At 67.2% G+C, this 23361-nt stretch carries 20 protein-coding genes and 1 tRNA gene; 7 read left to right on the top strand and 14 right to left on the bottom strand.

The genetic code is table 11. The features are described from left to right. Nucleotides 1-117: 117 nt before the first annotated feature. Nucleotides 118-2271, top strand: coding sequence for a methylmalonyl-CoA mutase (scpA, locus tag P8X75_00105; protein MEJ1993598.1), 2154 nt, complete (start codon nucleotides 118-120; stop codon nucleotides 2269-2271). 183 nt (nucleotides 2272-2454) lie between these two features. Here scpA and P8X75_00100 read toward each other — a convergent pair whose 3' ends face one another. Continuing rightward, nucleotides 2455-4257, bottom strand: coding sequence for an ABC transporter transmembrane domain-containing protein (locus P8X75_00100; protein MEJ1993597.1), 1803 nt, complete (start codon nucleotides 4255-4257; stop codon nucleotides 2455-2457). 242 nt (nucleotides 4258-4499) lie between these two features. Here P8X75_00100 and rpmE point away from each other — a divergent pair, with 242 nt between their 5' ends. Together rpmE and P8X75_00090 are read left to right on the top strand one after the other, a co-directional pair. Beyond that, complete coding sequence (gene rpmE / locus P8X75_00095) at nucleotides 4500-4727, top strand: 50S ribosomal protein L31 (GenBank protein MEJ1993596.1); 228 nt, start codon at nucleotides 4500-4502, stop codon at nucleotides 4725-4727. Between the two features lie 290 nt (nucleotides 4728-5017). Then, nucleotides 5018-5485 carry an Hsp20 family protein gene (locus P8X75_00090; GenBank protein ID MEJ1993595.1) on the top strand — a complete coding sequence of 156 codons (468 nt, stop codon included), beginning with the start codon at nucleotides 5018-5020 and terminating at the stop codon, nucleotides 5483-5485. 88 nt (nucleotides 5486-5573) lie between these two features. Here the strand turns inward: P8X75_00090 and P8X75_00085 are convergent, their stop codons facing one another. The 10 genes from P8X75_00085 to P8X75_00040 all read right to left on the bottom strand — a co-directional run bounded on the left by P8X75_00085 (nucleotide 5574) and on the right by P8X75_00040 (nucleotide 15104). After that, nucleotides 5574-6350, bottom strand: a complete 777-nt coding sequence (locus tag P8X75_00085) for a dienelactone hydrolase family protein (GenBank protein ID MEJ1993594.1) — start codon at nucleotides 6348-6350, stop codon at nucleotides 5574-5576. Between the two features lie 156 nt (nucleotides 6351-6506). Continuing rightward, the gene (gene rpmB, locus P8X75_00080) at nucleotides 6507-6800 is read right to left on the bottom strand and encodes a 50S ribosomal protein L28 (GenBank protein MEJ1993593.1); all 294 of its coding nucleotides are present in this window, start codon (nucleotides 6798-6800) and stop codon (nucleotides 6507-6509) included. 136 nt (nucleotides 6801-6936) lie between these two features. After that, on the bottom strand, nucleotides 6937-7947 hold the full coding sequence (meaB, locus tag P8X75_00075; protein ID MEJ1993592.1) for a methylmalonyl Co-A mutase-associated GTPase MeaB: 1011 nt from the start codon (nucleotides 7945-7947) through the stop codon (nucleotides 6937-6939). Then, nucleotides 7944-8402, bottom strand: coding sequence for a VOC family protein (locus tag P8X75_00070; GenBank protein ID MEJ1993591.1), 459 nt, complete (start codon nucleotides 8400-8402; stop codon nucleotides 7944-7946). The genes meaB and P8X75_00070 overlap by 4 nt, the downstream gene beginning before the upstream one ends. 13 nt (nucleotides 8403-8415) lie before the next feature. Next, a complete protein-coding gene (locus P8X75_00065; protein MEJ1993590.1) occupies nucleotides 8416-10308 on the bottom strand; it encodes an ABC transporter ATP-binding protein/permease in 1893 nt (630 codons plus the stop codon). Nucleotides 10309-10363: 55 nt separating this feature from the next. Beyond that, entirely contained in the window at nucleotides 10364-12205 is a 1842-nt protein-coding gene (gene recQ, locus P8X75_00060; GenBank protein ID MEJ1993589.1) for a DNA helicase RecQ, read from the bottom strand. Between the two features lie 9 nt (nucleotides 12206-12214). After that, complete coding sequence (locus P8X75_00055; protein ID MEJ1993588.1) at nucleotides 12215-12622, bottom strand: tellurite resistance TerB family protein; 408 nt, start codon at nucleotides 12620-12622, stop codon at nucleotides 12215-12217. A 103-nt stretch (nucleotides 12623-12725) separates the two neighbouring features. Continuing rightward, the gene (locus tag P8X75_00050; protein MEJ1993587.1) at nucleotides 12726-13409 is read right to left on the bottom strand and encodes an N-acetylmuramoyl-L-alanine amidase; all 684 of its coding nucleotides are present in this window, start codon (nucleotides 13407-13409) and stop codon (nucleotides 12726-12728) included. A gap of 7 nt (nucleotides 13410-13416) precedes the next feature. Next, nucleotides 13417-14301, bottom strand: a complete 885-nt coding sequence (locus tag P8X75_00045) for an EamA family transporter (protein MEJ1993586.1) — start codon at nucleotides 14299-14301, stop codon at nucleotides 13417-13419. Between the two features lie 56 nt (nucleotides 14302-14357). Continuing rightward, nucleotides 14358-15104, bottom strand: a complete 747-nt coding sequence (locus P8X75_00040) for a TerB family tellurite resistance protein (GenBank protein MEJ1993585.1) — start codon at nucleotides 15102-15104, stop codon at nucleotides 14358-14360. Between the two features lie 150 nt (nucleotides 15105-15254). Between P8X75_00040 and P8X75_00035 the strand changes: the two genes are divergently transcribed. Beyond that, nucleotides 15255-18905 (top strand): hydantoinase B/oxoprolinase family protein, encoded by a 3651-nt coding sequence (locus tag P8X75_00035; GenBank protein MEJ1993584.1) that lies wholly within the window; start codon nucleotides 15255-15257, stop codon nucleotides 18903-18905. Then, nucleotides 18902-19438, top strand: coding sequence for a winged helix DNA-binding protein (locus tag P8X75_00030; GenBank protein ID MEJ1993583.1), 537 nt, complete (start codon nucleotides 18902-18904; stop codon nucleotides 19436-19438). Before P8X75_00035 ends, P8X75_00030 begins: the two co-directional genes overlap by 4 nt. Here the strand turns inward: P8X75_00030 and P8X75_00025 are convergent. Continuing rightward, complete coding sequence (locus P8X75_00025; GenBank protein ID MEJ1993582.1) at nucleotides 19435-20361, bottom strand: DMT family transporter; 927 nt, start codon at nucleotides 20359-20361, stop codon at nucleotides 19435-19437. The two genes, P8X75_00030 and P8X75_00025, sit on opposite strands and share 4 nt — an antisense overlap. Before the next feature lie 142 nt (nucleotides 20362-20503). Between P8X75_00025 and P8X75_00020 the strand changes: the two genes are divergently transcribed. Beyond that, nucleotides 20504-20893 (top strand): ankyrin repeat domain-containing protein, encoded by a 390-nt coding sequence (locus P8X75_00020; protein MEJ1993581.1) that lies wholly within the window; start codon nucleotides 20504-20506, stop codon nucleotides 20891-20893. A 252-nt stretch (nucleotides 20894-21145) separates the two neighbouring features. Here the strand turns inward: P8X75_00020 and P8X75_00015 are convergent, their stop codons facing one another. Together P8X75_00015 and P8X75_00010 are read right to left on the bottom strand one after the other, a co-directional pair. Further along, the gene (locus P8X75_00015; protein MEJ1993580.1) at nucleotides 21146-21703 is read right to left on the bottom strand and encodes a GNAT family N-acetyltransferase; all 558 of its coding nucleotides are present in this window, start codon (nucleotides 21701-21703) and stop codon (nucleotides 21146-21148) included. A gap of 10 nt (nucleotides 21704-21713) precedes the next feature. After that, nucleotides 21714-22751: an N-formylglutamate amidohydrolase gene (locus tag P8X75_00010; GenBank protein ID MEJ1993579.1), complete on the bottom strand. Its 1038-nt coding sequence runs from the start codon at nucleotides 22749-22751 to the stop codon at nucleotides 21714-21716. Nucleotides 22752-23089: 338 nt separating this feature from the next. Here P8X75_00010 and P8X75_00005 point away from each other — a divergent pair. Beyond that, nucleotides 23090-23164, top strand: a tRNA-Val gene (locus P8X75_00005). Nucleotides 23165-23361 lie beyond the last annotated feature (197 nt).

Genomic DNA, 23361 nt, shown 5'->3' with positions numbered 1-23361 from the left:
GGTTCTCTGAGATATGGACGAGGCAGGGCGGCAGTCTTATAGTGCCGCGGTTGTTGCACTGCGAAAAGAAAAATGCCCTTTTCCGCGAATAAGGAGGGGCGCTCGGAGGAACGGAGAATGGCCGGTTTCGACAGGAAGTCGCTCAGCGATTGGGAAGAACTCGCAAAGAAGGAGCTGAAGGCCGAGAGCCTGGACGCGCTCACCTGGAAGACGCCCGAGGGCATCGAGGTGAAGCCGCTCTACAGCGAGTCGGACCTGGCGGAGCTTGAGACCCAGGGCACCCTGCCGGGCTTCCCGCCCTACCTGCGCGGCCCCAAGGCCACCATGTACGCCAACCGGCCCTGGACCATCCGCCAGTACGCCGGTTTCTCCACGGCGGAAGAATCCAACGCCTTCTACCGCGCCAACCTGAAGGGCGGGCAGAAGGGGCTCTCCGTCGCCTTCGACCTGGCGACCCACCGGGGCTACGACAGCGACCATCCGCGCGTGGTGGGCGATGTCGGCAAGGCCGGCGTGGCGATCGATTCCGTGGAGGACATGAAGATCCTCTTCGACGGCATCCCGCTCGGCGAGATGAGCGTTTCCATGACCATGAACGGCGCGGTGCTGCCGGTCCTGGCGGGCTTCATCGTGGCGGGCGAGGAGCAGGGCGTGCCGCTGGAGCAGCTCTCCGGGACCATCCAGAACGACATCCTGAAGGAGTTCATGGTCCGCAACACCTACATCTATCCGCCCGCGCCCTCCATGCGCATCGTCTCCGACATCATCGGGTTCACCGCGGAGAAGATGCCGCGCTTCAACTCCATCTCCATCTCCGGCTATCACATGCAGGAGGCGGGGGCGACGGCGGTGCAGGAGCTGGCCTTCACGCTGGCCGACGGCCTGGAATACGTGCGCGCCGCCAAGGCGCGCGGGCTGGACGTCGACAAGTTCGCACCGCGCCTCTCCTTCTTCTTCGCCATCGGCATGAACTTCTTCATGGAGGTCGCCAAGCTGCGCGCCGCGCGCTACCTCTGGGCCAAGCTGATCGAAAAGGAGTTTGCGCCCAAGGACCCGCGCTCGCTGGCGCTGCGCACCCACTGCCAGACCTCGGGCGTCAGCCTGACTGAGCAGGATCCCTACAACAACATCGTGCGCACCACGGTGGAGGCCATGGCCGCCGTCCTCGGCGGCACGCAGTCGCTGCACACCAACTCCTTCGACGAGGCGATTGGCCTGCCGACGCGCTTTTCCTCGCGCATCGCCCGCAACACGCAGTTGATCCTGACCCACGAGACCGGCATCACCAAGGTCGTGGACCCGCTGGCCGGCAGCTACTACCTGGAGAGCCTGACCGCCAGTCTGGTCCAGCACGCCGAAGCGCTGATCGCGGAGGTCGAGGAGCTGGGCGGCATGACCAAGGCCGTCGAAAGCGGCATGCCCAAGCTGCGGATCGAGGAGTCCGCCGCGCGCTGGCAGGCCCGCGTCGACCGGGGCGAGGAGGTCATCGTCGGCGTCAACAAGTACGTCTCGGAAGAGGCGAGCCCGGTGGATGTTCTCGACATCGACAACACCAAGGTCCTGAAGGGCCAGGTCGAGCGGCTGGAGCGCATCCGCGCGACCCGCGACGAGGCCGCCTGCAAGGCGGCGCTGGAGGCCCTGACCCAAGCCGCCGAGAGCGACGAGGGCAACCTGCTCGATCTCGCGGTCAAGGCGACGCGGGCCCGCGCCACGGTCGGGGAGATTTCCGATGCGCTGGAGAAGGTCTACGGCCGTTTCCAGGCGACCACGCAGTCGATCTCCGGCGTCTACGGCAAGGCCTACGAGGCCGACGACGACTTCCAGCGGATCCGCGCGGAGATCGACGCCTTCGCCGAGGAGGAGGGCCGCCGCCCGCGCATGCTGGTGGTGAAGATGGGCCAGGACGGCCACGACCGCGGCGCCAAGATCATCGCAACGGCCTTCGCCGACCTGGGCTTCGACGTGGACATCGGGCCGTTGTTCCAGACGCCCGAGGAGGCCGCGCGCCAGGCCCTGGAGAACGACGTGCATGTGATCGGCGTCTCCAGCCAAGCCGCCGGCCACAAGACCCTGGTGCCGCACCTGATCGACGCGCTGAAGGCCGAGGGTGCGGAGGACATCGCCGTGATCTGCGGCGGCGTGATCCCGCAGCAGGACTACGACTTCCTGAAGAAAGCCGGCGTCGCCGCCATCTACGGCCCCGGCACCAACATCCCCAAGGCCGCCCGCGAAATCCTGGGTCTGGTCAGAAAGCTGAAACAGGCGGCCTGAGCGGCTTGCGGCAAGGCGCCGCCCCCTCCTTCGAGACGCGGGCGTTCCGCCCGCTCCTCAGGACGAGGCTTCGAGACGCGGGCGTTCGTCCGCTCCTCAGGATGAGGCTGCAGCTTGAACCGGCCTCATCCTGAGGAGGTCCCGAACGGGACCGTCTCGAAGGATGCGCGGCGCTATGCCTCTCTAACCCCCATTCCCATTCTGGAACTGCAGCTCGGCGAGGCGGGCGTAGAGGCCGCCTTTTTCGACCAGTTCCTCGTGGGTGCCGCTGTCGACGACGCGGCCCTTGTCCATGACGATCAGGCGGTCGGCCTTCTTCACGGTGGCAAGGCGGTGGGCGATCATGATGGTGGTGCGGCCGGCCATCAGGTGGTCGAGGGCCTGCTGCACGAAGCGCTCGGACTCGGCGTCCAGCGCCGAGGTGGCCTCGTCCAGCAGCAGCACGGCGGGGTCGCGCAAGAGCGCGCGGGCGATGGCGACGCGCTGGCGCTGGCCGCCGGAAAGGCGGATGCCGCGCTCGCCCACGTAGGTGTCGAAGCCCTCGGGCAGGGTCTCGATGAACTCGGTCGCATAGGCGGCGTCGGCGGCGGCCTTGACCGCCGCGTCGCTGGCGTCGGGCCGCCCGTAGCGGATGTTGTCAGCCAGGGTGGCGGAGAAGATGGTCGCCTCCTGCGGCACCAGCCCCTGACGCGCGCGCAAGGCCGCCGGGTCCGCCTCGCGCAGATCGACGCCGTCCAGGGCGACCGACCCCTCCGTCGGATCGTAAAAGCGCAGCAGCAGTTGCAGCACCGTGGACTTGCCCGCGCCCGAGGGGCCGACCAGCGCGATGCGCTCGCCGGGCGCCACCTCCAGCGTGAAGTCGTGGAGCGCCGCCTCGTCCGGGCGGGAGGGGTAGTGGAAGGTGACCTGCCGGAAGGAGACGCGGCCTTGCGCCGGGTCGGGCAGCGGCTTGGGGTCTGCCGGCGGCAGGATGTCGGGCTTGGTGTCCAGCAGTTCGCGCAGGCGTTCGGTCGCGCCGGCGGCGCGTTGCAGATCGCCGATCAACTCGGAGAGGGAGCCGAGCGAGGAAGCCACGATCACGGCGTAGAGCACGAAGGCCGCGAGCTCGCCGGAGGTGATGCGGCCCTGCACCACATCCTGCCCGCCGATCCAAAGGATCACGGCGATGGCGCCGAACACCAGCCCCATCACCGTGCCGCCCAGCAGAGCGCGTGCGCGCGTGCGGCTGACAGCGGCGGAGAAGGCCTCTTCCGTGCGCTCGGCGAAGGCTTCCTTGTCGTGGCCCTGATGGTTGAAGGCCTGCACGATGCGGATGCCGTAGAGCGTCTCGTTCAGGCTGGCGCCGACGTCGGCGATGCGGTCCTGGGCGTTGCGGCTGAGCGCGCGCACGCGCCGCCCGATGATGATCACCGGCGGCACCACCAAGGGGATCACCAGAAAGACCAGACCAGCCAGCTTGGGCGAGGTCAGAAAGAGGGCCACCGAGCCGCCCAGGAACAGCATGGTGTTGCGGAGCGCGATCGGCAGCGTGGTGCCGACCACGACCTGTAGCAGCGTCGTGTCGGTGGTGACGCGGCTCAGCACCTCGCCGGTCTTGGTGATCTCGAAGAAGGCGGGCGAGAGCGTCACCACGTGATCGAAGACGCGCCGCCGCAGGTCGGCGACCACGCGCTCGCCCAGCCAGGTGACGGTGAAGACCCGGAAATAGACCGCCAGCGCCAGCAGCAACACGATGATCAGCATGATCACCACGGCCTTGTTGAGCACCGCGATGTTGCCCGTGCTGAAGCCCGCGTCCACGAGGTAGCGCAGGCCATAGCCGACGAAGAGCACCAGGATGGAGGCCATGGAGAGCGCCACCAGCGCGCCCGCCACCATGCCCTTGTAGGGCCGCAGCAGCGGCCAGAGCTTGGCGAGCTGGCGCAGGTTGCGGCTCTTCGGCAGGTCCGAGTGCCGTGGGTCGTCGGCGGAGGAGGCTTCTCGCATGGGGCCCTTTCGCGGCGCGGCTCCGGTGCCGGGCGGCCTTTGTCCGGCGGATTGCTTGATGATACGTGGAAAGTTCATCTTCGGAGGCGATCGGTAGACCATTCGGGCAGTAAGCTCAATATCTAGGCTGAAATTCCTGCGCCGACAGCCCCGTCCCGAAAGCGGCTTGAAACCCGGCAAAGCGCCCTTGCCTTATGAGGTCGTCTCAGGTATCACAGGCGCCGAATTCAGGAGTAGGACCGATGAAAAAAGATATTCATCCCGAGTACCACACCATCAAGGTGGTGATGACCGACGGCAGCGAGTTCGAGACCCGCTCGACCATGGGCAAGGAAGGCGACACGCTGCGCCTGGACATCGACCCCAAGACGCATCCGGCCTGGACCGGCGTCCATCGCCTGATGGACTCGGGCGGCCAGCTCGCCAAGTTCAAGAAGCGCTTCCAGGGCCTGGGCCTGAAGCAGCAGTAAGAGCTTGGGAGCGGCGCGCGCCGTTCTTTCAGGGACGAGACGAAAACGACCCGCGAGGCGCTTGGAAACGAGCGCCTCGCGGCCTTTTCTGCTGTCTTTTTTGGCGCTCTTGACCTCTTGAACCGCAAAAAACGGCTGACCATATCTTCTGGCGAAGGGTTCGCTGCCTTCTTATGCGGGTTCCCTTCGACCCATAGCGCCGGCTCTTTCGGGATCGACCAGAAGGTGTTCCCAACAAGAACGAGGGCCCGGCGAAAAGTCGCTTCGAAGAATCAAAGGAGGACTTAGATATGCGAAGCTACGACATGACCCCGCTGCTGCGTTCCACCGTCGGTTTCGACCGCATGGCCCGGATGATGGACTCCCTGGCCCGCATGGACGAACAGGGCGGCGGCTATCCCCCCTACAACATCGAAAAGCTTGGTGAGGACGATTACCGCATCTCCATGGCGGTCGCCGGCTTCTCCGAGGACGAGATCACCATCACCGTGCAGGACGGCGGCGTGGTCATCCACGGCGAGGCTCAGCAGAAGGAAGAGCAGGAGGAAGCCACCTTCCTGCACCGCGGCATCGCCCGCCGCGCCTTCGAGCGCCGCTTCGATCTCGCCGACCACATCAAGGTGACCGGCGCGTCGCTTGAGAACGGGCTTCTGCACATCGACCTGGTGCGCGAGGTGCCCGAGGCCATGAAGCCGCGCACCATCGCCATCACCAAGGGCGAGAAGAAGGCCAAGGCCATCGAGCACGAGGCCGCGTAACGCGCTTCGGCTTTTAGCCTAAAGACAGGCCTGCAACGAAAAGACGCCGGCTGGAGCAGTTCCAGCCGGCGTTTTCTTTTCCCGTCGCTCAGCCCTTCAGGTGTTCGGCGAAGAAGGTGAGGGTGCGGGTCCAGGAGAGCGCGGCGTCCTCTTCGTCGTAGCGCTCGCCGGTCGGGTTGGCGAAGGCGTGGTCGGCCACGTACCAGTGGATCTCCGCGCTCTTGCCGTTGGTCTCCAGCGCGCGCTCGAAGCCGCCCACCATTTCGGCGTTGATCCAGCCGTCGCGCGTGGCGAAGTGGCCCAGGACGGGGCCCTGAAGCTTGGCGATCTCCTCGACCGGCTGGTTCACGCGGCCGTAGTAGATGACCGTGGCGTCGACCGGCGTTGCGATCGAGGCGGAGAGCGACCAGCCGCCGCCGAAGCACCAGCCGACGGTCCCGACCTTGCCGGTCGCGAATTCATGCCCGCGCAGCCACTCCGTCCAGGCGGTCAGGGTCTCGGTGGCCTCTCCGGCGTCGACCCCCTGCATCAGGCTCTGCGCTGCGTCCCGGTCGCCCGCCATGGCGACTTCACCGCCGTAGAGGTCGACGGCGAGAGCGATGTAGCCCTGCTTTGCGAACTCGGTCGCCATGGTCTTGATGTGGTCGTTGAGACCCCACCATTCGTGGATCAGCAGCACCGTGGGCGCGGGCAGCGCATCCGGCATGGCGAGGGCGCCGGAGACCTCGCGCCCGCTGGGCGTGGTGATGGTGACCCGCTCGGTCTCGCCGGCGGCGGCCCTGACCAGGCTTGGGCTGGCGAGGATGGTGGCGAGCGGAAGGCTGGCGGCCCCTCTCAGGATGGAACGGCGTGCGACTGCGACCATGGTTTAAGCTCCTCTATTCTTGGGTTTTGCAGGTCGTCCAAGACTTGTCGCTCCGGAAGCGGATTTCCAGAGGAGCGCATAGCAAAAGCCCGCTCTCCGGTGCCGGAGGAGCGGGCTTTGGCGTCCTGGTGGGAAACTCTTAAGCAGCGTGACGCGTCAGGCGGCCTTCTTGGCGACGACCTTGGCGATCACGCGCTTGAGGCGCAGCGCCTCGCCGGCCAGCTTGGCGTTCGGCGTGGAGAGCAGGTAGGCGTCGATGCCGCCGTTGTGCTCGATGGTGCGCAGCGCACGGGTCGAAAGGCGCACGCGGACAGGCTTGCCAAGCGCCTCGCTGTAGAGGGCGGCGTCCTGCATGTTCGGCAGAAAGCGGCGACGCGTCTTGTTGTTCGCGTGGCTCACATTGTTGCCGGTCAACACGCCCTTACCGGTAAAGTCGCAACGTCGGGACATGATCTTTATCCTGAACTCTCTGGCGTTCTCATAAAAAATTGGGGCGCGGAAAGCCGTGGCTCGCGCCCGAACGAGGCGGCTTTGTACGGCCTTCCCCGGTTAAGGTCAAGCCGAAAGCGGGGCTTTTTTGGCCCTTTCAGCCCTTGGAGGAGCCGCCCGGATTCAAGAAGGCGGCGAGCAGTTCCTCCGCCGCCGCCGTGGGGCTGCGTTCGCCCTCCATGACCGCCTTCTCCAGGGCGGGCAGTTTCGCCGCCAGGGCGGAGTCAGCCTTCAACGCCTCCAGCAGCCCTTCCTCCAACCGCTGCCAGAACCAGGCGCGGGCCTGCTCGGCGCGGCGCGCCTCGATCCGCCCGGCAGGGGCCAGGGTCTCGCGGAAGGCGCCGATGGTCTCCCAGACCTCGGCGACGCCCTTGCCGGTCAGCGCCGAGCACTGCAGGACCTTGGGCGTCCATTCGGGATAGCTGGGGCGCAGCAGGTCGAGGGCGTGGCGGTATTCGCCCGCCGCCCGGCGGGCTGCGGCTTCCAGGTCGCCGTCGGCCTTGTTGACGATCATGATGTCGGCCAGTTCGACCACGCCCTTCTTGATGCCCTGCAGCTCGTCGCCGCCGCCCGGCGAGAGCAGCAGCAGGAAGACATCGACCATCTCGGCGACCGCCGTCTCCGACTGACCGACCCCGACCGTCTCGACGATCACCACGTCATAGCCCACGGCTTCGAGCAGCAGCAGGGTTTCGCGGGTGCGCCGCGCAACGCCGCCCAGCGTGCCCGCCGAGGGCGAGGGACGGATGAAGGCCTGATGGTTGCGCGAGAGTTCGGGCATGCGGGTCTTGTCGCCCAGGATCGAACCCCCCGAGCGGCGCGAGGAGGGATCGACGGCGATCACGGCCACCTTCAGTCCCTGGTCAATCAGGGTGAGGCCGAAACGCTCGATGAAGGTGGACTTGCCGACGCCCGGCGTGCCGGTGATGCCGATGCGCACGGACCCGCCGCTTGCGGGCAGGGCGGTCTCCAGGAGGGCGCGCGCCTCGCTGCGGTGATCGGCGCGGGTCGATTCGATGAGAGTGATGGCCCGGCCCAGAGCGCGGCGGTCGCCCGCCTGCGCGGCCTTCAGGATGGCTTCGGGCGAGGATGCGCCGGGCCCGCTCACGACCTTTCCTCCCCAGGACCCGGCGGTTTCCCGAGCTGTGGTCCGAGCGGCTGGCCATAGGAAAACTCAACCAGGTTGCCGTCGGGGTCTTCGACGCCGCAGAAGTAGCCAAGCGGCGCGGGTGCTTCGGTGACCGGCCAGATCAGGCGGCCCTCTGCCTCTGCCTTCTCCGCCAGCTCGTCCACGCCCCTCCGGTCCGCGCAGGCGAAGCCAAGGTGGGAGAGGTCGCCCTCGCGCCTCACCCGGCCGGGCCCGCCTTCGATCACCACGAAGACGAAGCGCTTCTCGCGGCCCGGCTCGGCGATCCAGACCACCCGCACGCCGGGCTCGTCCTCGCGCCGGTGGATCTCCTCCAAGCCGCAATAGTCGCGGTAGAAGGCGAGCGTCGCCTCCAGGTCGCGCGCATGCAGCGCCTGGTGGGTGAGCGATAGGGCTGGGGCTTTCGTCTCGGTCATGGCGGAAAAGAGACTAGCGCGTGGGATGCGGCGCCGCCACGCCTTCGGCGGCTTGCTCTTCCTCTTCGGCGTCCGGATGCTCGGCGGCCTGACGCACGGACTTGCCGCGATCCTCTTCGCCGGCCTGCTGGCGGGCCCACATCTGGGCGTAGACGCCCTCGCGCTCCAGCAGATCCTGATGGCTGCCGCGCTCGGCGATCTGGCCCTGTTGCAGCACGATGATCTCGTCGGCGTCCACGATGGTGGAGAGACGGTGGGCGATCACCAGTGTCGTGCGGTCCTGGGAGACCTCCGAGAGGCTCTGCTGAATCTCCCGCTCGGTCGCGGTGTCGAGCGAGGAGGTCGCCTCGTCGAAGAGGAAGATCGCGGGCTGCTTCAGGATCGCGCGGGCGATGGCCACGCGCTGCTTCTCGCCGCCGGAAAGCTTCAGGCCGCGCTCTCCCACCGTGGTCTCATAGCCATCGGGCAGTTGGCGGATGAACTCGTCGATGCGCGCGAGCTTGGCCGCGGCCTCGATCTCCTCGCGGCTGGCGCCGGGGCGGCCATAGGAAATGTTATAGTATAACGTATCATTAAATAGAACCGTATCCTGCGGCACGATGGCGATGGCCGCGCGCAGCGACTGTTGGCTGACCTCGCGGATGTCCTGCCCGTCGATCTTGATCGCGCCCGCGTTCACGTCATAGAAGCGGAACAGCAGGCGGGAGATGGTGGACTTGCCCGCGCCCGAGGGCCCCACGATGGCGACACGGTTGCCGGGCGGCACGGTGAAGGACACATCGCGCAGCACCTTGCGGCGCGGGTCGTAGTCGAAGTCGACGCCCTCGAAACGGACCTCGCCGCCCTCCACCTTCAAGTCCGGCGCGCCCGGCTTGTCGCGGATCTCCGCGTCCTCATGGGTCAGCTTGAATAGCAGTTCCAGGTCGACCAGCGACTGCTTGATCTCGCGGTAGACCGTGCCGAGGAAGTTGAGCGGCATGGCGAGCTGCAGCAGGTAGGCGTTGACCATCACGAAGTCGCCCACCGTCATGGTTCCGGCGGCCACGCCCTGGGCCGCCAGGATCATCATCAGAGTGATGCCGAAGGCAATGATGACCGACTGACCCGCGTTCAGCATGGAAAGCGAGTAGCGCGACTTCACCGCCGCTTCCTCGTAGGAGCGCAGGCCCTTGTCCAGACGCCGGGCCTCGTGCTCCTCGTTGCCGAAATACTTGACCGTCTCGTAGTTCAGCAGGCTGTCGACCGCCCGGGTATTGGCGGTGTTGTCGGCCTCGTTCATCTGCCGCCGGATGCCGATGCGCCAGGCCGTCACCTTGAAGGTGAAGATCACGAAGGCGACGATGACGACCAGCGTGATGGCCGCGAAACGGAAGTCGAGCATGTACCAGAGGATGCCCGCGACCAGCCCGACCTCGACCAGGGTCGGCAGGACGTTGAAGACCACGAAGAACAGCAGGAACTCGATGCCTTTGACGCCGCGGTCGATGGCGCGGGTCAGGCCGCCGGTCTGGCGTTCCAGGTGAAAGCGGAGCGAAAGCGCATGCAGGTGCCGGAAGGTCTTCAGGGCCACCTCACGGATCGCGTTCTGCGCGACGCGGGCAAAGAGGCTGTCGCGCAACTCGCCGAAGCCCAGGGCGCCGACCCGCGCGAGGCCGTAGGCGATCAGCAGGCCGATGGGCGCCACCACCAGCGCGTCCGCGCCGCTGCCAAGGCGGTCCACGGCCATCTTCAGGATGATCGGGACATAGACGTTGGTCAGCTTGGCCGCCACCAGCAGCACCAGCGCCACCACGACCCGCACCTTCAGGTCGCCGCGCCCCTCGCGCCAGAGATAGGGGGCGAGCTCGCGCAGCGTGGTCCAGTGGCCGTCGCTCTTGTAGTTGGGGTCGAGATGGGTGGGTCGCATGGCTACCTTAGTGAGGCTTCGGGCCAGCCTTGGCAAGATCAAATCGCCAAGCCGTCTAGAGGTCGGCGGCCTCCTCATAGGCGGCAATGGCCTCCAGGAAAGTATCGCCGTAGCGGTCCAGCTTGGCCTCTCCGACGCCGCTTACCCGGCCCATCTGGTTGAGGTTTCGCGGCCGGAGCCGCGCCATGTCGATCAGCGTGCGGTCGGGGAAGACCACATAGGCCGGGACCGACTGCTCGCGCGCCAGTTCCAGGCGCAGCTTCTTCAGGGCCGAGAGCAGGCCCTTGTCGACGTCCGCGGGCGTCTCTGCGGCCTCGCGCCGGCTGCCCCCGCGCGCTCTGGGCTTCAGGCTCTCCTTGCGCAACTCCAGGCGTTCCTCGCCCTTCAGGATGGCCCGACCCCGCTCCGTCACGCACCAGCGGCCATAGCCCTCCAGGTCCATGGTGACGGCGCCGGCGGCGTAGACCTGACGCATAAGGGAGCGCCACTCGTTCTTGCCGATCTCCGCGCCGACGCCGAAGGTCGGCAGCTTGTCGTGGCCGAACTTCACGATGTTCGCGGTCTCCTCCCCGCGCAGGACCGCGATGATGTGTTCCGCGCCGAAGCGCTCGCCGGTGCGCAGGATCGCGGACATGATCTTCTGCGCTTCCACCGTCGCGTCGAACAGCTCGACCCCTTCCTTGCAGAGATCGCAGTGCCCGCAGGCCGCGCTCTCCTCGTCGAAATAGGCGAGCAGCGTCTGGCGGCGGCAGCGGGGCGCCTCGCAGAGCGCGACCAGGGCGTTCAGTCGCTGAAGCTCGCTGCGTTTTTGCTCGGGCGCGGCGTCGCCCTCCTCGATCTGCTGGCGGCGCAGGCGGATGTCGTCCAGACCGTAGAGCGTCAGCGTCTTCGCCGGCAGGCCGTCGCGCCCGGCGCGGCCGATCTCCTGATAGTAGGCCTCGATGGTCTTGGGCAAGTTCGCATGGGCGACGAAGCGTACGTCGGGCTTGTCGATCCCCATGCCAAAGGCGATGGTCGCCACGATCACAATGCCGTCTTCCTGCAAAAAGCGGTCCTGCGCCTCCTCGCGGGTCTCCTTGTCCTGACCGGCGTGATAGGCGTAGGCCTTGTAGCCCTTGAGGCGGAGTTGGGCCGCCAGCTCCTCCGTCTGTCGGCGCGAGGCGCAGTAGACGATGCCGCTCTCGCCCTTCTGCGGCTCCATGAAGTCCAGGATCTGGCGGCGCGCGTTGGCCTTGGGCTGCATGGCGAGGAAGAGGTTGGGGCGGTCAAAGCCGTGAATGACCTTGAGCGGCGGCTCTTCGAACAGGCGCCGGGCGATGTCGGACTGGGTGGCTGCATCGGCGGTGGCCGTCAAGGCCATCATCTGGACATCGCCCAGGGCGTGGCGCAGCTCGCCGATCTGGAGGTATTCCGGCCGGAAGTCATGTCCCCACTGGGATACGCAGTGCGCCTCGTCAACCGCCAGCAGGCGCACGCCGGCCCGGCGCAGCAAGCTCTCGGTGCCCGCCGTCATGAGGCGCTCGGGCGACAGATAGAGGAGCTTCAGCCGCCCCTCGTCGATGGCCGAGAAGACCCGTTCGTTCTCGCCCTCGTCGTTGCTGGAATTGAGGCTGCCCGCTTCGATGCCGAAAGCGCGAAGCTGGGCCACCTGATTGCGCATCAGGGCGATCAGGGGCGAGATCACCACGGTCAGGCCGGGCAGCAGCAGGGCGGGAAGCTGATAGCAGAGCGACTTGCCGGACCCGGTGGGCATCACCGCCATGACGTCGCGCCCGCCGAGCACGGCGGAGACGATCTCCTCCTGCCCGGCGCGGAAGGCCTCGAAGCCGAACACGCTTTTCAGGCGCTCGCGCGCCTCACCCGCTAGGCTGTCGGCTGGATTGGCTTCGCCCCCCACGACGGCGGGTTATTCGGGCTTCATGTAGCGCGCGCGGGCGCCGCGCTCGATGGCGGCGGCGGGCAGGCGGCCGACCGGCAGGCCGTGGCGCATCATCTCCAGCAACCGCAATTCCTCCTGGGTCGCCGTCCCATCGACGGCGGCGATGTCGCAGGCCAGGGCGTAGGCCGTCTCGTAGAGACGCTCGGGCAGGGCCTCGCTGATCGCGTCGATCAGAGTGTCGAGCCCATCCTCGTCCTCGAGGTAGGCCATGCAGTTGCCGACGACCTCGGGCAGGCGGTTGAGGTCGAAGCCCTGAAAGACCGGCAGATGCCGGACGATCTCGCCGATGGTGTTCAGCTCCCGGTCGGACATGGAACGGTCGGCGGCGGACATCACCACCATGGAATAGATGAGGGCGTCTTGCGGGGCGGTCATCGGCGGAATTCTCTCCCTGGATGGGGCTGCGAAATCGGGGCTGTCGGCAGTCTTGGGAAAGTAGGGGGCGCGGGGGCCTCCTGCAAGGCTAGAAGTCCTGGGCTCACGCTCCGGATTCGATCAGCGCCAGCAGCGCGGCGGCCCGCCGCTTCGTGCGCTCGTCCGGCGCGCCGGTCAGCTGGCCGGGCAGCCAATGGCGCTGAAAGGCGCGGATGACGGCGCCTTCGTCTTCGCGCAGAAAGCCGTAGCCGAGCAGCGCCAGGAGCTGCGAGAGGGGACGGGGGTCCTTTCTTTCCGCCTCGCTCCAGAGCCCGATGCCGGCCCCGGCGAGTCTCTCCCAGGGGAAAAGCTCGCCCGGATCTTCCTTCCTGAGCGGTGCGACGTCGGAATGGCCCAGGACCCGCTGCGGCGCGATCGCGTGGCGCTCCAGGATCGCTTGCGACAGCGCGATCAGGCTTTCGATCTGAGCATCGGGGAAGGGGCGGTAGCCGAACTCGTGGCCGGGGTTGACCAGTTCGATGCCGATGGAGCGGCTGTTGATGTCGCTCTCGCCCTCCCAGGAGGCGATCCCGGCGTGCCAGGCGCGCGCCGCCTCCGGCACCAGCGCGAAGACGCGGCCGTCCTCCTCGATCAGATAGTGCGCGCTCACCTTCGCCTCGGGGGCGCAGAGGCGCGCCAGCGCCTCCGGCCCGCTCTTCATGCCGGTGTAGTGGAGCAGCAGGATATCCGGGCGCAGACCCTCGGGCCGGGGCTCGCAGTTGGGGGAGGGATGGTCGATGATCCTCATGGGGCCCTCATGTGCCCTTGATCTCCGGCGAGGCGGTCGTTGGCCGCCGGATCAGGATAATCGCCACGCCGACGACGGTCACGGCGGCGCCGATCAGGAAGGTGATGCTCAAGCGCTCGCCGAGCACGACGACGCCGGACAGGACGCCGATCGGCGGCAGCAGCAGCGTGAAGGGCATCATAACGTTGAGCGAATATTGGCGCAGCAGGTGGTACCAGACGCCGTAGCCGATCACGACCACGAAGAGCGACTGATAGACAACCGCGGAAATCCCGTCGAAGCCGATGTTGGAGAGCGCCTCCCACTGGTTGTCCTCGAAAACGAAAGAGAGGGCGAGCAGGCAGGGCGAGGCGAAGACCGACATCCAGGCGAGCAGCGTCATGCCGTCCATGGGCCTTTGCATCTTGATGACGAGGTTCGCGACGGCCCACAGGCAGGCGGCGGAGATCACCATGCCGAGGTAGACATACTGCCCGTCCAGGCGCGGCTCGCCCGCGATGATCACCACCCCGGCAAAGGCGATCAGCATACCGAGAGCCCGCCGCCAGCCGAGCTTGTCCTTCATGAAGATGGCGGCCAGCAGCGAGGCGAAGGGCACCTGCAACTGGATCGAGATGGCCGCCGTCGAGGCGTCGAGGCCGGTCAGGCCGTTGAACATCAGGGCGAAGTGGGCCACGCCCAGCAGCATCGAGATCACCAGCATGTCGCGCCAGCGCCCGCGCGGCGGCTTGACGAAGGGGGTCAGCAGCAGCGCCACGGCGAAGAAGCGCAGACTGGTCAGCATGAAAGGCGGCAGGTCGCGCAAGCCCACCTTCACCATGGCGAAGTTGAAGCCCCAGAAGCAGAGGACCATGAGAATGAGCCCAAGGTGGAGCGGGCGGATCGAAAACATGGGGCTCCTTTACGAAGGCCCGGCCCTTGGCTTGGCCGCGCCCTTGCGAAGACGAGTCAGGAAAGGCCGCGCAGCTTGCGCAGCCGGTCGTAGGCCGCGTTGATCGCGGCCATCTTCTCGTTGGCGAGATCGATGAATTCCTGCGGCAGGCCCTCGGCCACCAGCTTGTCCGGGTGGTTCTCCCGGATCAGCTTGCGGTAGGCGGCCTTGACCTCCTCGTCGCTGGCGTTGTGGTCAACGCCGAGGATGGCGTAGGGGTCCTGCGCGTCGGCGCCCATGTTGGCGCTCTTGACGCGCAGCCAGTCCTGCTCGCTGAGCCCGAAGATCTGGGCGACGTCTTCAAGATAGGCCAACTCCTCTTCGCTCACGCGCCCGTCGGCCTTGGCGATGTGGAAGAGCCCGCCCAGAAGTTCCTCAAGGACCGCAGGGCGGTCGCGGAACAGCCGCGCGATCTGTTTGGCGTAGGGCTCGTAGCCGCGGGCGTCGCGCCGCGCCTGATCGAACAGCTTGCCGACGTTCTTCATCTCTTCGGGCGGCACGTGGAAGATCTGCTTGAAGGCGGCGATCTCCTCCTTGGTCACGCGCCCGTCGGCCTTGGCCATCTTCGCGCCCAGGACGATGACGGCGATGGTGAAAGCGATCCTCCGGGTCGGATCGTCCGCCTTCTCGGCCTTCTCCGGATCGCGGCTGTCGTCGGACATCTTGTCCACGGCATGGCCCGCCACGGCGCCCAGAATGGCGCCCAAAGGCCCGCCGACGGCAAAGCCCGCCGCGCCTCCCACGATCTTTCCCCAGATGCTCATGACCGATGCTTATTCCACGGAAAGCGGTATCGCGACAAGACCGTTCGCGTGCTTGGAAGCCCCCTTGGGGGCAGCCTTGCAGGGGACGCAGGGCTATGGTAGATAATGCCAACGATTTATCGATAAATTATTAGTGTAAGGGTTTTCGCCATGACAGAGCAGACCTCCGGCGGCACGTGGCAGTTCTGGATCGACCGGGGCGGCACCTTCACCGATCTCGTGGCCCGCAAGCCGGACGGCGAGCTGATCTCCCACAAACTCCTCAGCGAGAACCCGGAGCAGTACGAGGACGCGGCCCTTCAGGGCATCCGCACGCTGCTCGGCCTTTCCAAGGAAGAGCCCATCCCGGAAGACGCGGTCGAGGCGGTGAAGATGGGCACCACGGTCGCCACCAATGCGCTTCTGGAGCGCAAGGGCGAGCGCACGCTGCTGATCGTCACCAAGGGGTTCCGGGACGGGCTCAAGATCGCCTACCAGAACCGCCCGCATCTCTTCACCCGCCAGATCGAATTGCCCGAGCAGCTTTACAAGGACGTGGTGGAGATCGACGAGCGCGTTACGGCGGAGGGCGAAGTGCTCAAGGCGCCGGACCCCGCGGTCGTGGAAGCGCAGTTGGCCGAAGCGCGCGAGGCGGGGTTCGGCGCCTGCGCCATCGTCTTCCTGCACGGCTACCGCCATCAGGCGCACGAACGCCAGGTCGCGGAGATCGCCCGTAAAGTCGGCTTCACCCAGGTCTCGGTCAGCCACGAGGTGAGCCCCCTGATGAAGTTCGTCGGGCGCGGCGACACCACGGTGGTGGACGCCTACCTCTCGCCGATCCTGCGCCGCTACGTGGACAAGGTGGCGGGCGAGTTGGGCGACGTGCGGCTGATGTTCATGCAGTCCAACGGCGGCCTGACCGACGCGCGCCGCTTCCAGGGCAAGGACTCGATCCTCTCCGGCCCGGCGGGCGGCATCGTGGGCTGCGTGCGCACGGCCGCCATGGCGGGCTTTGAGAAGGTCATCGGCTTCGACATGGGCGGCACCTCCACCGACGTCTCCCACTACGCGGGCGAGTACGAGCGCGCCTTTGAGACCCAGGTCGCAGGCGTGCGCATGCGCGCGCCCATGATGCAGATCCATACCGTGGCGGCGGGCGGCGGCTCGATCCTGCACTTCGACGGCAGCCGCTACCGCGTCGGCCCCGACAGCGCCGGGGCCAATCCCGGCCCGGCCTGCTACCGGCGCGGCGGGCCGCTCGCGGTCACCGACGCCAACGTCATGCTGGGCCGCATCCACCCGGACTTCTTCCCGCGCGTCTTCGGCCCCAACGCCGACCAGGCGCTCGACCGGGAGGTGGTGGTCGAGAAGTTCCAGGCCCTCGCCGAGCGCATCGAAGCCCAGTCCGGCGACCGGCGCAGCCCGGAGGAGGTGGCCGAAGGCTTCCGCCGCATCGCCGTCGAGAACATGGCCAACGCCATCAAGAAGATCTCGATCCAGCGCGGCTACGACGTGACGGAGTACACGCTCAACTGTTTCGGCGGGGCCGGCGGGCAGCACGCCTGCGACATCGCCGATACGCTGGGCATGACGCGCATCTTCCTGCACCCCTTCGCGGGCGTGCTGTCGGCCTATGGCATGGGCCTCGCCGACCTGCGCACCTTCGCCCAGCAGGGCGTGGAGGGCCGCCTGGACGAGGCGGACACCCTGGCCGAGATGCAGGACCTGGTCGAGAAGCTGACCGCCCAGGCCGCCGCCGAACTGAGCGACCAGGGCATCGCCGAGGAAGACCAGGAGTTCAAGCGTGAGCTCTACCTGCGCTACCAGGGCAGCGACACGGCCTTCGGCGTCGCGTTGCAACTGGACGACCTGGAAGCCATGCGCGCCGAGTTCGAGGAGGCGCACCGCCAGCGTTTCAGCTTCGTGCAGCCGGAAAAGCCGCTGATCCTGGAGCTGGTCTCGGTCGAGGGCATCGGGCGCACCGGCGTCACCGACGATCCCGAAGTGACCGCCGCGAAGGACGCGGGCGGCAAGCCGGAGCCGGTCGCCTCGGCGCCCTTCTACCGTGGCGGGGAGTGGATCGAGGCGGGCGTCTTCGACCGCGAGACCATGAGCCCCGGGCAGGTGATCGAGGGCCCGGCGATCCTTATCGAGCCCAACTCCACCACCGTGATCGAGCAGGGCTGGCGCGCCGAACTGACCGCCAAGAACCATCTGGTCATGGACCGTCACGTCGCCATGCAGCGCGAGGAGGCGGTCGGCACCAAGGTCGATCCCGTGATGCTGGAGGTCTTCAACAACCTCTTCATGTCCATCGCCGAACAGATGGGCTCGGCCTTGGAGAAGACGGCGCACTCTGTGAACATCAAGGAGCGGCTGGACTTCTCCTGCGCGGTCTTCGACCAGGAGGGCAACCTGGTCGCCAACGCGCCGCACATGCCGGTCCATCTGGGCTCCATGAGCGAATCGATCCGCACCGTGATCCGCGAGAACGAGGGCGCGATCGAACCCGGCAACGTCTATGTCCTGAACGCTCCCTACAACGGCGGCACGCACCTGCCCGACATCACGGTGGTGACGCCGGTCTTCGACGAGGCGGGGGAGGAGATCCTCTTCTACGTCGCCAGCCGGGGGCACCATGCCGACGTGGGCGGCATCACCCCGGGCTCCATGCCGCCGGACTCCAAGACGGTGGAGGAGGAGGGCGTCCTGATCGACAACTTCCTGCTGATCGAGCGCGGGCGCTTCCGGGAGAAGGAGCTGCGCGACCTGCTCGGCTCGGGCAAGTATCCGGTGCGCAACGCCGATCAGAACGTCGCCGACCTGCAGGCGCAGATCGCCGCCAACGAGCGCGGCGTGCAGGAGCTGCGCAAGATGGTGGGTCACTTCGGACTGGATGTGGTGCAGGCCTACATGGGCCACGTGCAGGACAATGCGGAAGAGCAGGTGCGCCGGGTCCTGGACGTGCTGAAGGACGGCTCCTTCGACTACGAGATGGACGACGGCAACAAGGTCGCCGTCGACATCACCATCGACAAGGAAAAGCGCGAGGCGACCATCGACTACTCGCGCTCCAGCCAGCAGCTTCCCAACAACTTCAACGCGCCTTCGGCGGTCTGCCGGGCGGCGACGCTCTACGTCTTCCGCACGCTGGTCGAAGACGAGATTCCGATGAACGAGGGCTGCCTGAAGCCGCTCAAGCTCGTGATCCCCGAAGGCTCCATGCTGAACCCGCGCTATCCCGCCGCCGTGGTGGCCGGGAACGTGGAGACCAGCCAGGTCATCACCGACACGCTCTATGGCGCGCTGGGCGTGATGGCGGGCGCGCAGGGCACCATGAACAACGTCACCTTCGGCAACGCGCGCTATCAGTACTACGAGACGCTGGCGGGCGGCTCGGGCGCCGGGCCGGACTTCGACGGCTGCGATGCGGTCCACACCCACATGACCAACTCCCGCCTGACCGATCCCGAAGTGCTGGAGTTCCGCTTTCCGGTCCTGCTGGAGTCCTTCGAGATCCGGCGGGGCAGCGGTGGCGCGGGCCGGCACCGGGGCGGGGACGGCACGCTGAGGCGGCTCAGGTTCCTGGAGGAGATGACGGTCGCGATCCTCTCCAACCACCGGCGCGTTCCGCCCTTCGGCGTTGCCGGCGGCGCGCCGGGTGAACTCGGCCGCAACTGGGTCGAACGCAAGGACGGCAGCCGCGAGGAGATGACCGGCACCGACAGGCGCGAGATGGCGCCGGGCGACGTCTTCGTGGTGGAGACGCCGGGCGGCGGCGGCTTCGGCGCGGCGGACGGGCAGAAGGAGGCCGCGGAATGAGTAAGCGTCAGAGCGGCGGCACGCGCATCGTCGGATCCTCCCACCTGGTCGCGGAGGAGGCGGCGGAGCTGAGCGAGCTGGAGTTCGGCCTGATCACCGCGGGCAACGCCTTCAACCGCTGGATCGTGCGCTGCATGGCCGCGGCGGGCTGGCCGGAGCTTTCGGCCACCGATGTTCTGGTCCTGCATTCTGTCAATCACCGGGACCGGCCCAAGCGGCAGGGCGACATCTGCTTTGTCTTGAACATCGAGGACACCCACACCGTCACCTATGCGCTGAAGAAGCTGCAGCGCCTGGGCCTGGTGGAAGGCGCGCGGCAGGGCAAGGAGACCTTCTGGAGCGCGAGCGCCGAGGGCCTGAAGGCCTGCAAGCGCTACCGCGAGCTGCGCGAGGCCTGTCTTTTGGAGGTCTTCCAGGCCTTCGCGGGTGGACGGCGCGAGGCGCTGGCGGAGGAGACGGGGGAGGCGGCGGAACTGCTGCGCGCCTTCTCGGGACTCTACGATCAGGCGGCGCGCGCCGCCGCCTCGCTCTAGTCCCTCCGGGTCGCCAGCCAGAGGCCGGGCAGCACCAGGGCGGCGCCCAGCAGGTGATAGCCCTGCAAGGCCTCCGCCAGCAGGAAATAGGCGAGCACAGCCGTGTAGACGGGGCTTAGGTAGAGCATCAGTCCGGTCTTGGACGCGCCCAGGTGGCGCTGCACGTAGCCATAGCTGCCATAGGCGCCGAGCGCCGGCACCAGAGCCAGGAAGACCACCGCGCCGACGGAGACCGCGTTGATCTCAGGGGCTTCGAACAGCAGCGCCTCCAGGAGCGTGAAGGGCGCCAGCACCAGGGTTCCAAACAGCATGATCGCGGCAAAGCGGACCTTGGGTTCAAGCCGGGTGGGGCGGTGCTTCAGCAGGATCGAATAGAGCGCCCAGGAAAAGGCCGAGGCCATGATCCAGAGATCGCCCCGGGTCAGGTCCAGGGTCAGGAGCGTCTCAACCTGGCCGCGGAACACGATCGCCATCATGCCGGCCAGCGCCAGGAACACCCCCAGCCAGCGCCCGGGAGTCAGCCGTTCGCCATAGAAGGCGCGGGCCAGAAGAATGATCATGACCGGCGAGGTCGCATAGATCATGCCGATGTTGGTGGCCGTCGTGCTGTCGGCCCCGATGTAGACGAAGGCGCCGCAGACCCCCATGCCCAGCGCGCCCAGCAGGGCCAGCTCCGCCGCCTCCCCCGCGATCGCGCGGCGCGCGCGCCAGACAGAGGGTCCGAGCAGCGCCAGCAGGATCGCCAGCGCCAGCGCCCAGCGGCCGAAGGCAAGCGCGACCGGCGGCACCAGCTCCGCCGTCGCGCGGGCGATCAGCATGTTGGAGGCGAAGAAGGAGGGGGTTACGAAAAGCAGGACGCGCGCCAGCGTCTCGCCATTGGCGACGTTCTCAAGCGGTTCCCTTTCTTGTCGCTCCCCGGTCATGGCGCCTCTCTTAACATTCTTGCCGGCGCATCCAAGGTGCAAAGTCGGGATGGGAGCCATGCTTGACCGGCTTTAGCGCCCGGCGCATCTTGCGCGAAAGACCCCGCCGACAAGACGGCTTGGATAGAGGAAACTGAGATTCATGGCCAAGAAAGCCGACCCCGCGCTGCTGCGCGCCGCCCAGCGCGGCGACAAGGAAACCATCGCCGCCGCCCTCAAGACCGGCGCGGAGGTCGAGGGCTGCGACCGCCACGGCGCGACCCTGCTTCACCTCGCCGCCGGGGCCGGACGGCTGGAGCTCGTGGAGTTCCTGCTGGCCGAGGGCGCGGCGGTCGACAAGACCGACGATGCCGGGAACTCGGCCTTGATGCTGGCCGCCGCGCGGGGACAGGCGGAAGTGGTCAAGCGGCTGCTGGCGGCGGGCGCCGACCCCAAGGCGGGCAACCGCTGGGGGCTTGCCGCGCGCGACTGGGCTGTCTGGCCGAAGAACGCCGAGGAGATCGAGGCCTTGCTGCTCGCGGCCGACAAATGACGCTTTTTTAGGCAAAAACAGAGCTTTCCAAACTTGTGGATAAAAAATCGTCAAGATTCTGAAAATATAAGAAAACACAGTGGATTAGAATTTTTCTGTTGCGGCGCACAAAAATGCTCCTTAGATTGTGCAGTGCGAAAGGGACGAGCAAGCCTCGTCCTGGACGTAAACGCACTTCTTGGGCGTTTCCTCCCTAAACTCGGGCCGCGCTTACGAGCGCGGCCCCTTTCTTTTCAGAGTGTTTCCAGTGATTTAGCGGGAAATTTCCTGAGGCAGGCTGCTGTCGCCCTCGCCCAGGAAACGCTCCATCAGGACCGAGTCCACCCAGCGCCCATGCTTGAAGCCAACCGACCGAAGCGTCCCGGCCAGCAGAAAGCCGTGGCTGGCGTGCAGGCCGATGGAGGCGGCGTTGGCGCTGTCGCCGATGATCGCCACCATCTTGCGGTATCCCATGGCCGTCGCGGTCTCGATCAAGGCCTCCAGGAGCGCCTTGCCGACGCCGCGCCCCTGGGCCTCCGGCGCCACGTAGATCGAGTCCTCCAACGAGAAGCGGTAGCCGGGCCGGGGGCGATAGCGCCCGGCATAGGCGTAGCCAAGCGGGGTGCCGTCCTGCGCCTCGGCCAGGTAGTAGGGCAGGCCCTCGGCCTTCAGCGCCTCGAAGCGGCGCGTGAACTCGGCGAGGTCCGGCGGCTCCAGCTCGAAGGAGGCGAGGCCGGTGCGCACATGATGGGCGTAGATCGCCTGCAGCGCCGGCAGGTCCCCCGGCGCGGCGTCGCGCAGAATGAAGTCTGGCTGGTTTTCGCTCTCCATGCCGCGCGGCCTACTTCGAAAAGAGGGACCCGCAGACCTCCGCCAGATTGGCCGAGAGCGCCTTCAGGTCGTCTTGCAGCGCCTTGAAGCCGTCATTGGGCTCCAGCCGCCGCTCGTTCATGTAGAGGGCGCGGTTGATCTCGATCTGCAGGGCATGGATCGCCTCGCCGGGGCGCCCGTAGTGGCGCGTGATGAAGCCGCCGGCGTAGGGCTGGTTGCGCGCGACGCGGTAGCCGGCCCCTTTCAGAAAGCTCTCGGCCGCCTCGACGATGCGCCGGTCGCAGGCGCTGCCGTGGCAGTCGCCCAGCACGAAGGCCGGGCCTGACGCGCCGCTTGCCGGCATGCCGCTGTTCCGCTTGCCCATCTCGTTCGAGGCCACGGTCGCGGCCACGCCGGAGGGCATGGAGTGGCAGTCCAGCAGCAGGCAGCCGCCGAAGCTCTCCCGGGTCTGTTGCAGCAGGCCGCGCAGCGCCTCGTGATAGGGCCAGTAGGTGAGCTCGATGCGCCGGCGCACCTCCTCGAAGGTCAGCTTGCCGCGGTAGATCTCCGCGCCGCCCGCGACCACGCGCGCCACCGTGCCGAGCCCGGCGGCGACGCGGGGCGAGCGCGTGTTGACGTACTCGGGCAGCGACTCCTCGAACATGGCGGGGTCGAGCTCATAGGGCTCCCGGTTGGGGTCGACGTAGGCGCGCGGGAAGAGGGCGCAGAGCAGCGGCGCGCCGCTCTCCGCGCCGGTCAGCCTGGGGGCGAAGGAATAGAGCTGGTCGACGAAGCAGTCCTCCGACCGGCGCAGGCCGGCGGGGTCGAGCCGCGAGCGCGCCACGAAGTCCGCTGGATAGTCCCGCCCGCTGTGCGGCGAGGCGAAGACCAGCGGCACCGACTGCCGCTTGGGCTCGGCGATGGAGAAGGCCTGCCGCCCGCTCTGCCCGGACTCCGCCGCCCGGCCATCCCCCTCGTGCGCCTTGCCAGCGCGCAGGGTCTCGCCCGTAGCGCCGCGCGCCTGGGCCAGCGCGGCGCGGGCCTGGGGATGAGCGAAGAGTTCGTCCAAGAGGCGGGTTCCTCCAGCAGAAAGTCGGCCACCATCCTAGGTAGCCGCTTCCGCGCCCCACGGCAAGCCAACAGCGGCTTCTAAGCCGGAGCGGGTCGGGCCGCCGCCCCGGCATGGAAAGGGGCGCAGGGAGGCGGCGGGGACGCGGTGGGGACGCGGTGGGGAAGGGGCGGTCCAAGGCCTCTTGAAAAGTCCGTCGGCAGATGCTATTCGCCTCCCACCTCGCGGCGGAGATGCCCCGGCAGGTCCCAAACGGTCCGCCCTGGCAGCCATCCCGAACCGCCGCAGGACAACCGCTTCGACCGAAGCCCCGAAAAGGCACCGGTCCCATCCAAGGCGGGCGCGTAGCTCAGCGGGAGAGCACTACGTTGACATCGTAGGGGTCGCTGGTTCAATCCCAGCCGCGCCCACCATCTTTTGCCTCACAAGATCAAGCACTTAGCTGATCAGAGGCCTGCCCCAACAAGCGATGGATACCTCAGTGATTCACACTCTGATCACACTGGGGGTGCATCGATGGCTTCAATTCGACAGCTCAAAAGCAAGTGGCAGGTGCAGGTCCGACGTAAAGGACACCCGCCTGTCTCAAAGACATTCACCGACAAAAAGC

The organism is Limibacillus sp., from assembly GCA_037379885.1.
In the GTDB taxonomy this organism is placed as follows: domain Bacteria; phylum Pseudomonadota; class Alphaproteobacteria; order Kiloniellales; family CECT-8803; genus JARRJC01.
The sequence above is the reverse complement of the archived record's forward strand: the minus strand, read 5'-3'. Positions and strand labels throughout refer to the sequence as shown.

Bases quoted from the DNA above. Each gene is read 5' to 3' on its own strand.
- scpA (MEJ1993598.1), top strand. From the start codon at position 118: ATGGCCGGTTTCGACAGGAAGTCGCTCAGCGATTGGGAAGAACTCGCA.
- P8X75_00100 (MEJ1993597.1), bottom strand. From the start codon at position 4,257: ATGCGAGAAGCCTCCTCCGCCGACGACCCACGGCACTCGGACCTGCCG.
- rpmE (MEJ1993596.1), top strand. From the start codon at position 4,500: ATGAAAAAAGATATTCATCCCGAGTACCACACCATCAAGGTGGTGATG.
- P8X75_00090 (MEJ1993595.1), top strand. From the start codon at position 5,018: ATGCGAAGCTACGACATGACCCCGCTGCTGCGTTCCACCGTCGGTTTC.
- P8X75_00085 (MEJ1993594.1), bottom strand. From the start codon at position 6,350: ATGGTCGCAGTCGCACGCCGTTCCATCCTGAGAGGGGCCGCCAGCCTT.
- rpmB (MEJ1993593.1), bottom strand. From the start codon at position 6,800: ATGTCCCGACGTTGCGACTTTACCGGTAAGGGCGTGTTGACCGGCAAC.
- P8X75_00070 (MEJ1993591.1), bottom strand. From the start codon at position 8,402: ATGACCGAGACGAAAGCCCCAGCCCTATCGCTCACCCACCAGGCGCTG.
- P8X75_00065 (MEJ1993590.1), bottom strand. From the start codon at position 10,308: ATGCGACCCACCCATCTCGACCCCAACTACAAGAGCGACGGCCACTGG.
- P8X75_00055 (MEJ1993588.1), bottom strand. From the start codon at position 12,622: ATGACCGCCCCGCAAGACGCCCTCATCTATTCCATGGTGGTGATGTCC.
- P8X75_00050 (MEJ1993587.1), bottom strand. From the start codon at position 13,409: ATGAGGATCATCGACCATCCCTCCCCCAACTGCGAGCCCCGGCCCGAG.
- P8X75_00045 (MEJ1993586.1), bottom strand. From the start codon at position 14,301: ATGTTTTCGATCCGCCCGCTCCACCTTGGGCTCATTCTCATGGTCCTC.
- P8X75_00040 (MEJ1993585.1), bottom strand. From the start codon at position 15,104: ATGAGCATCTGGGGAAAGATCGTGGGAGGCGCGGCGGGCTTTGCCGTC.
- P8X75_00035 (MEJ1993584.1), top strand. From the start codon at position 15,255: ATGACAGAGCAGACCTCCGGCGGCACGTGGCAGTTCTGGATCGACCGG.
- P8X75_00030 (MEJ1993583.1), top strand. From the start codon at position 18,902: ATGAGTAAGCGTCAGAGCGGCGGCACGCGCATCGTCGGATCCTCCCAC.
- P8X75_00025 (MEJ1993582.1), bottom strand. From the start codon at position 20,361: ATGACCGGGGAGCGACAAGAAAGGGAACCGCTTGAGAACGTCGCCAAT.
- P8X75_00020 (MEJ1993581.1), top strand. From the start codon at position 20,504: ATGGCCAAGAAAGCCGACCCCGCGCTGCTGCGCGCCGCCCAGCGCGGC.
- P8X75_00015 (MEJ1993580.1), bottom strand. From the start codon at position 21,703: ATGGAGAGCGAAAACCAGCCAGACTTCATTCTGCGCGACGCCGCGCCG.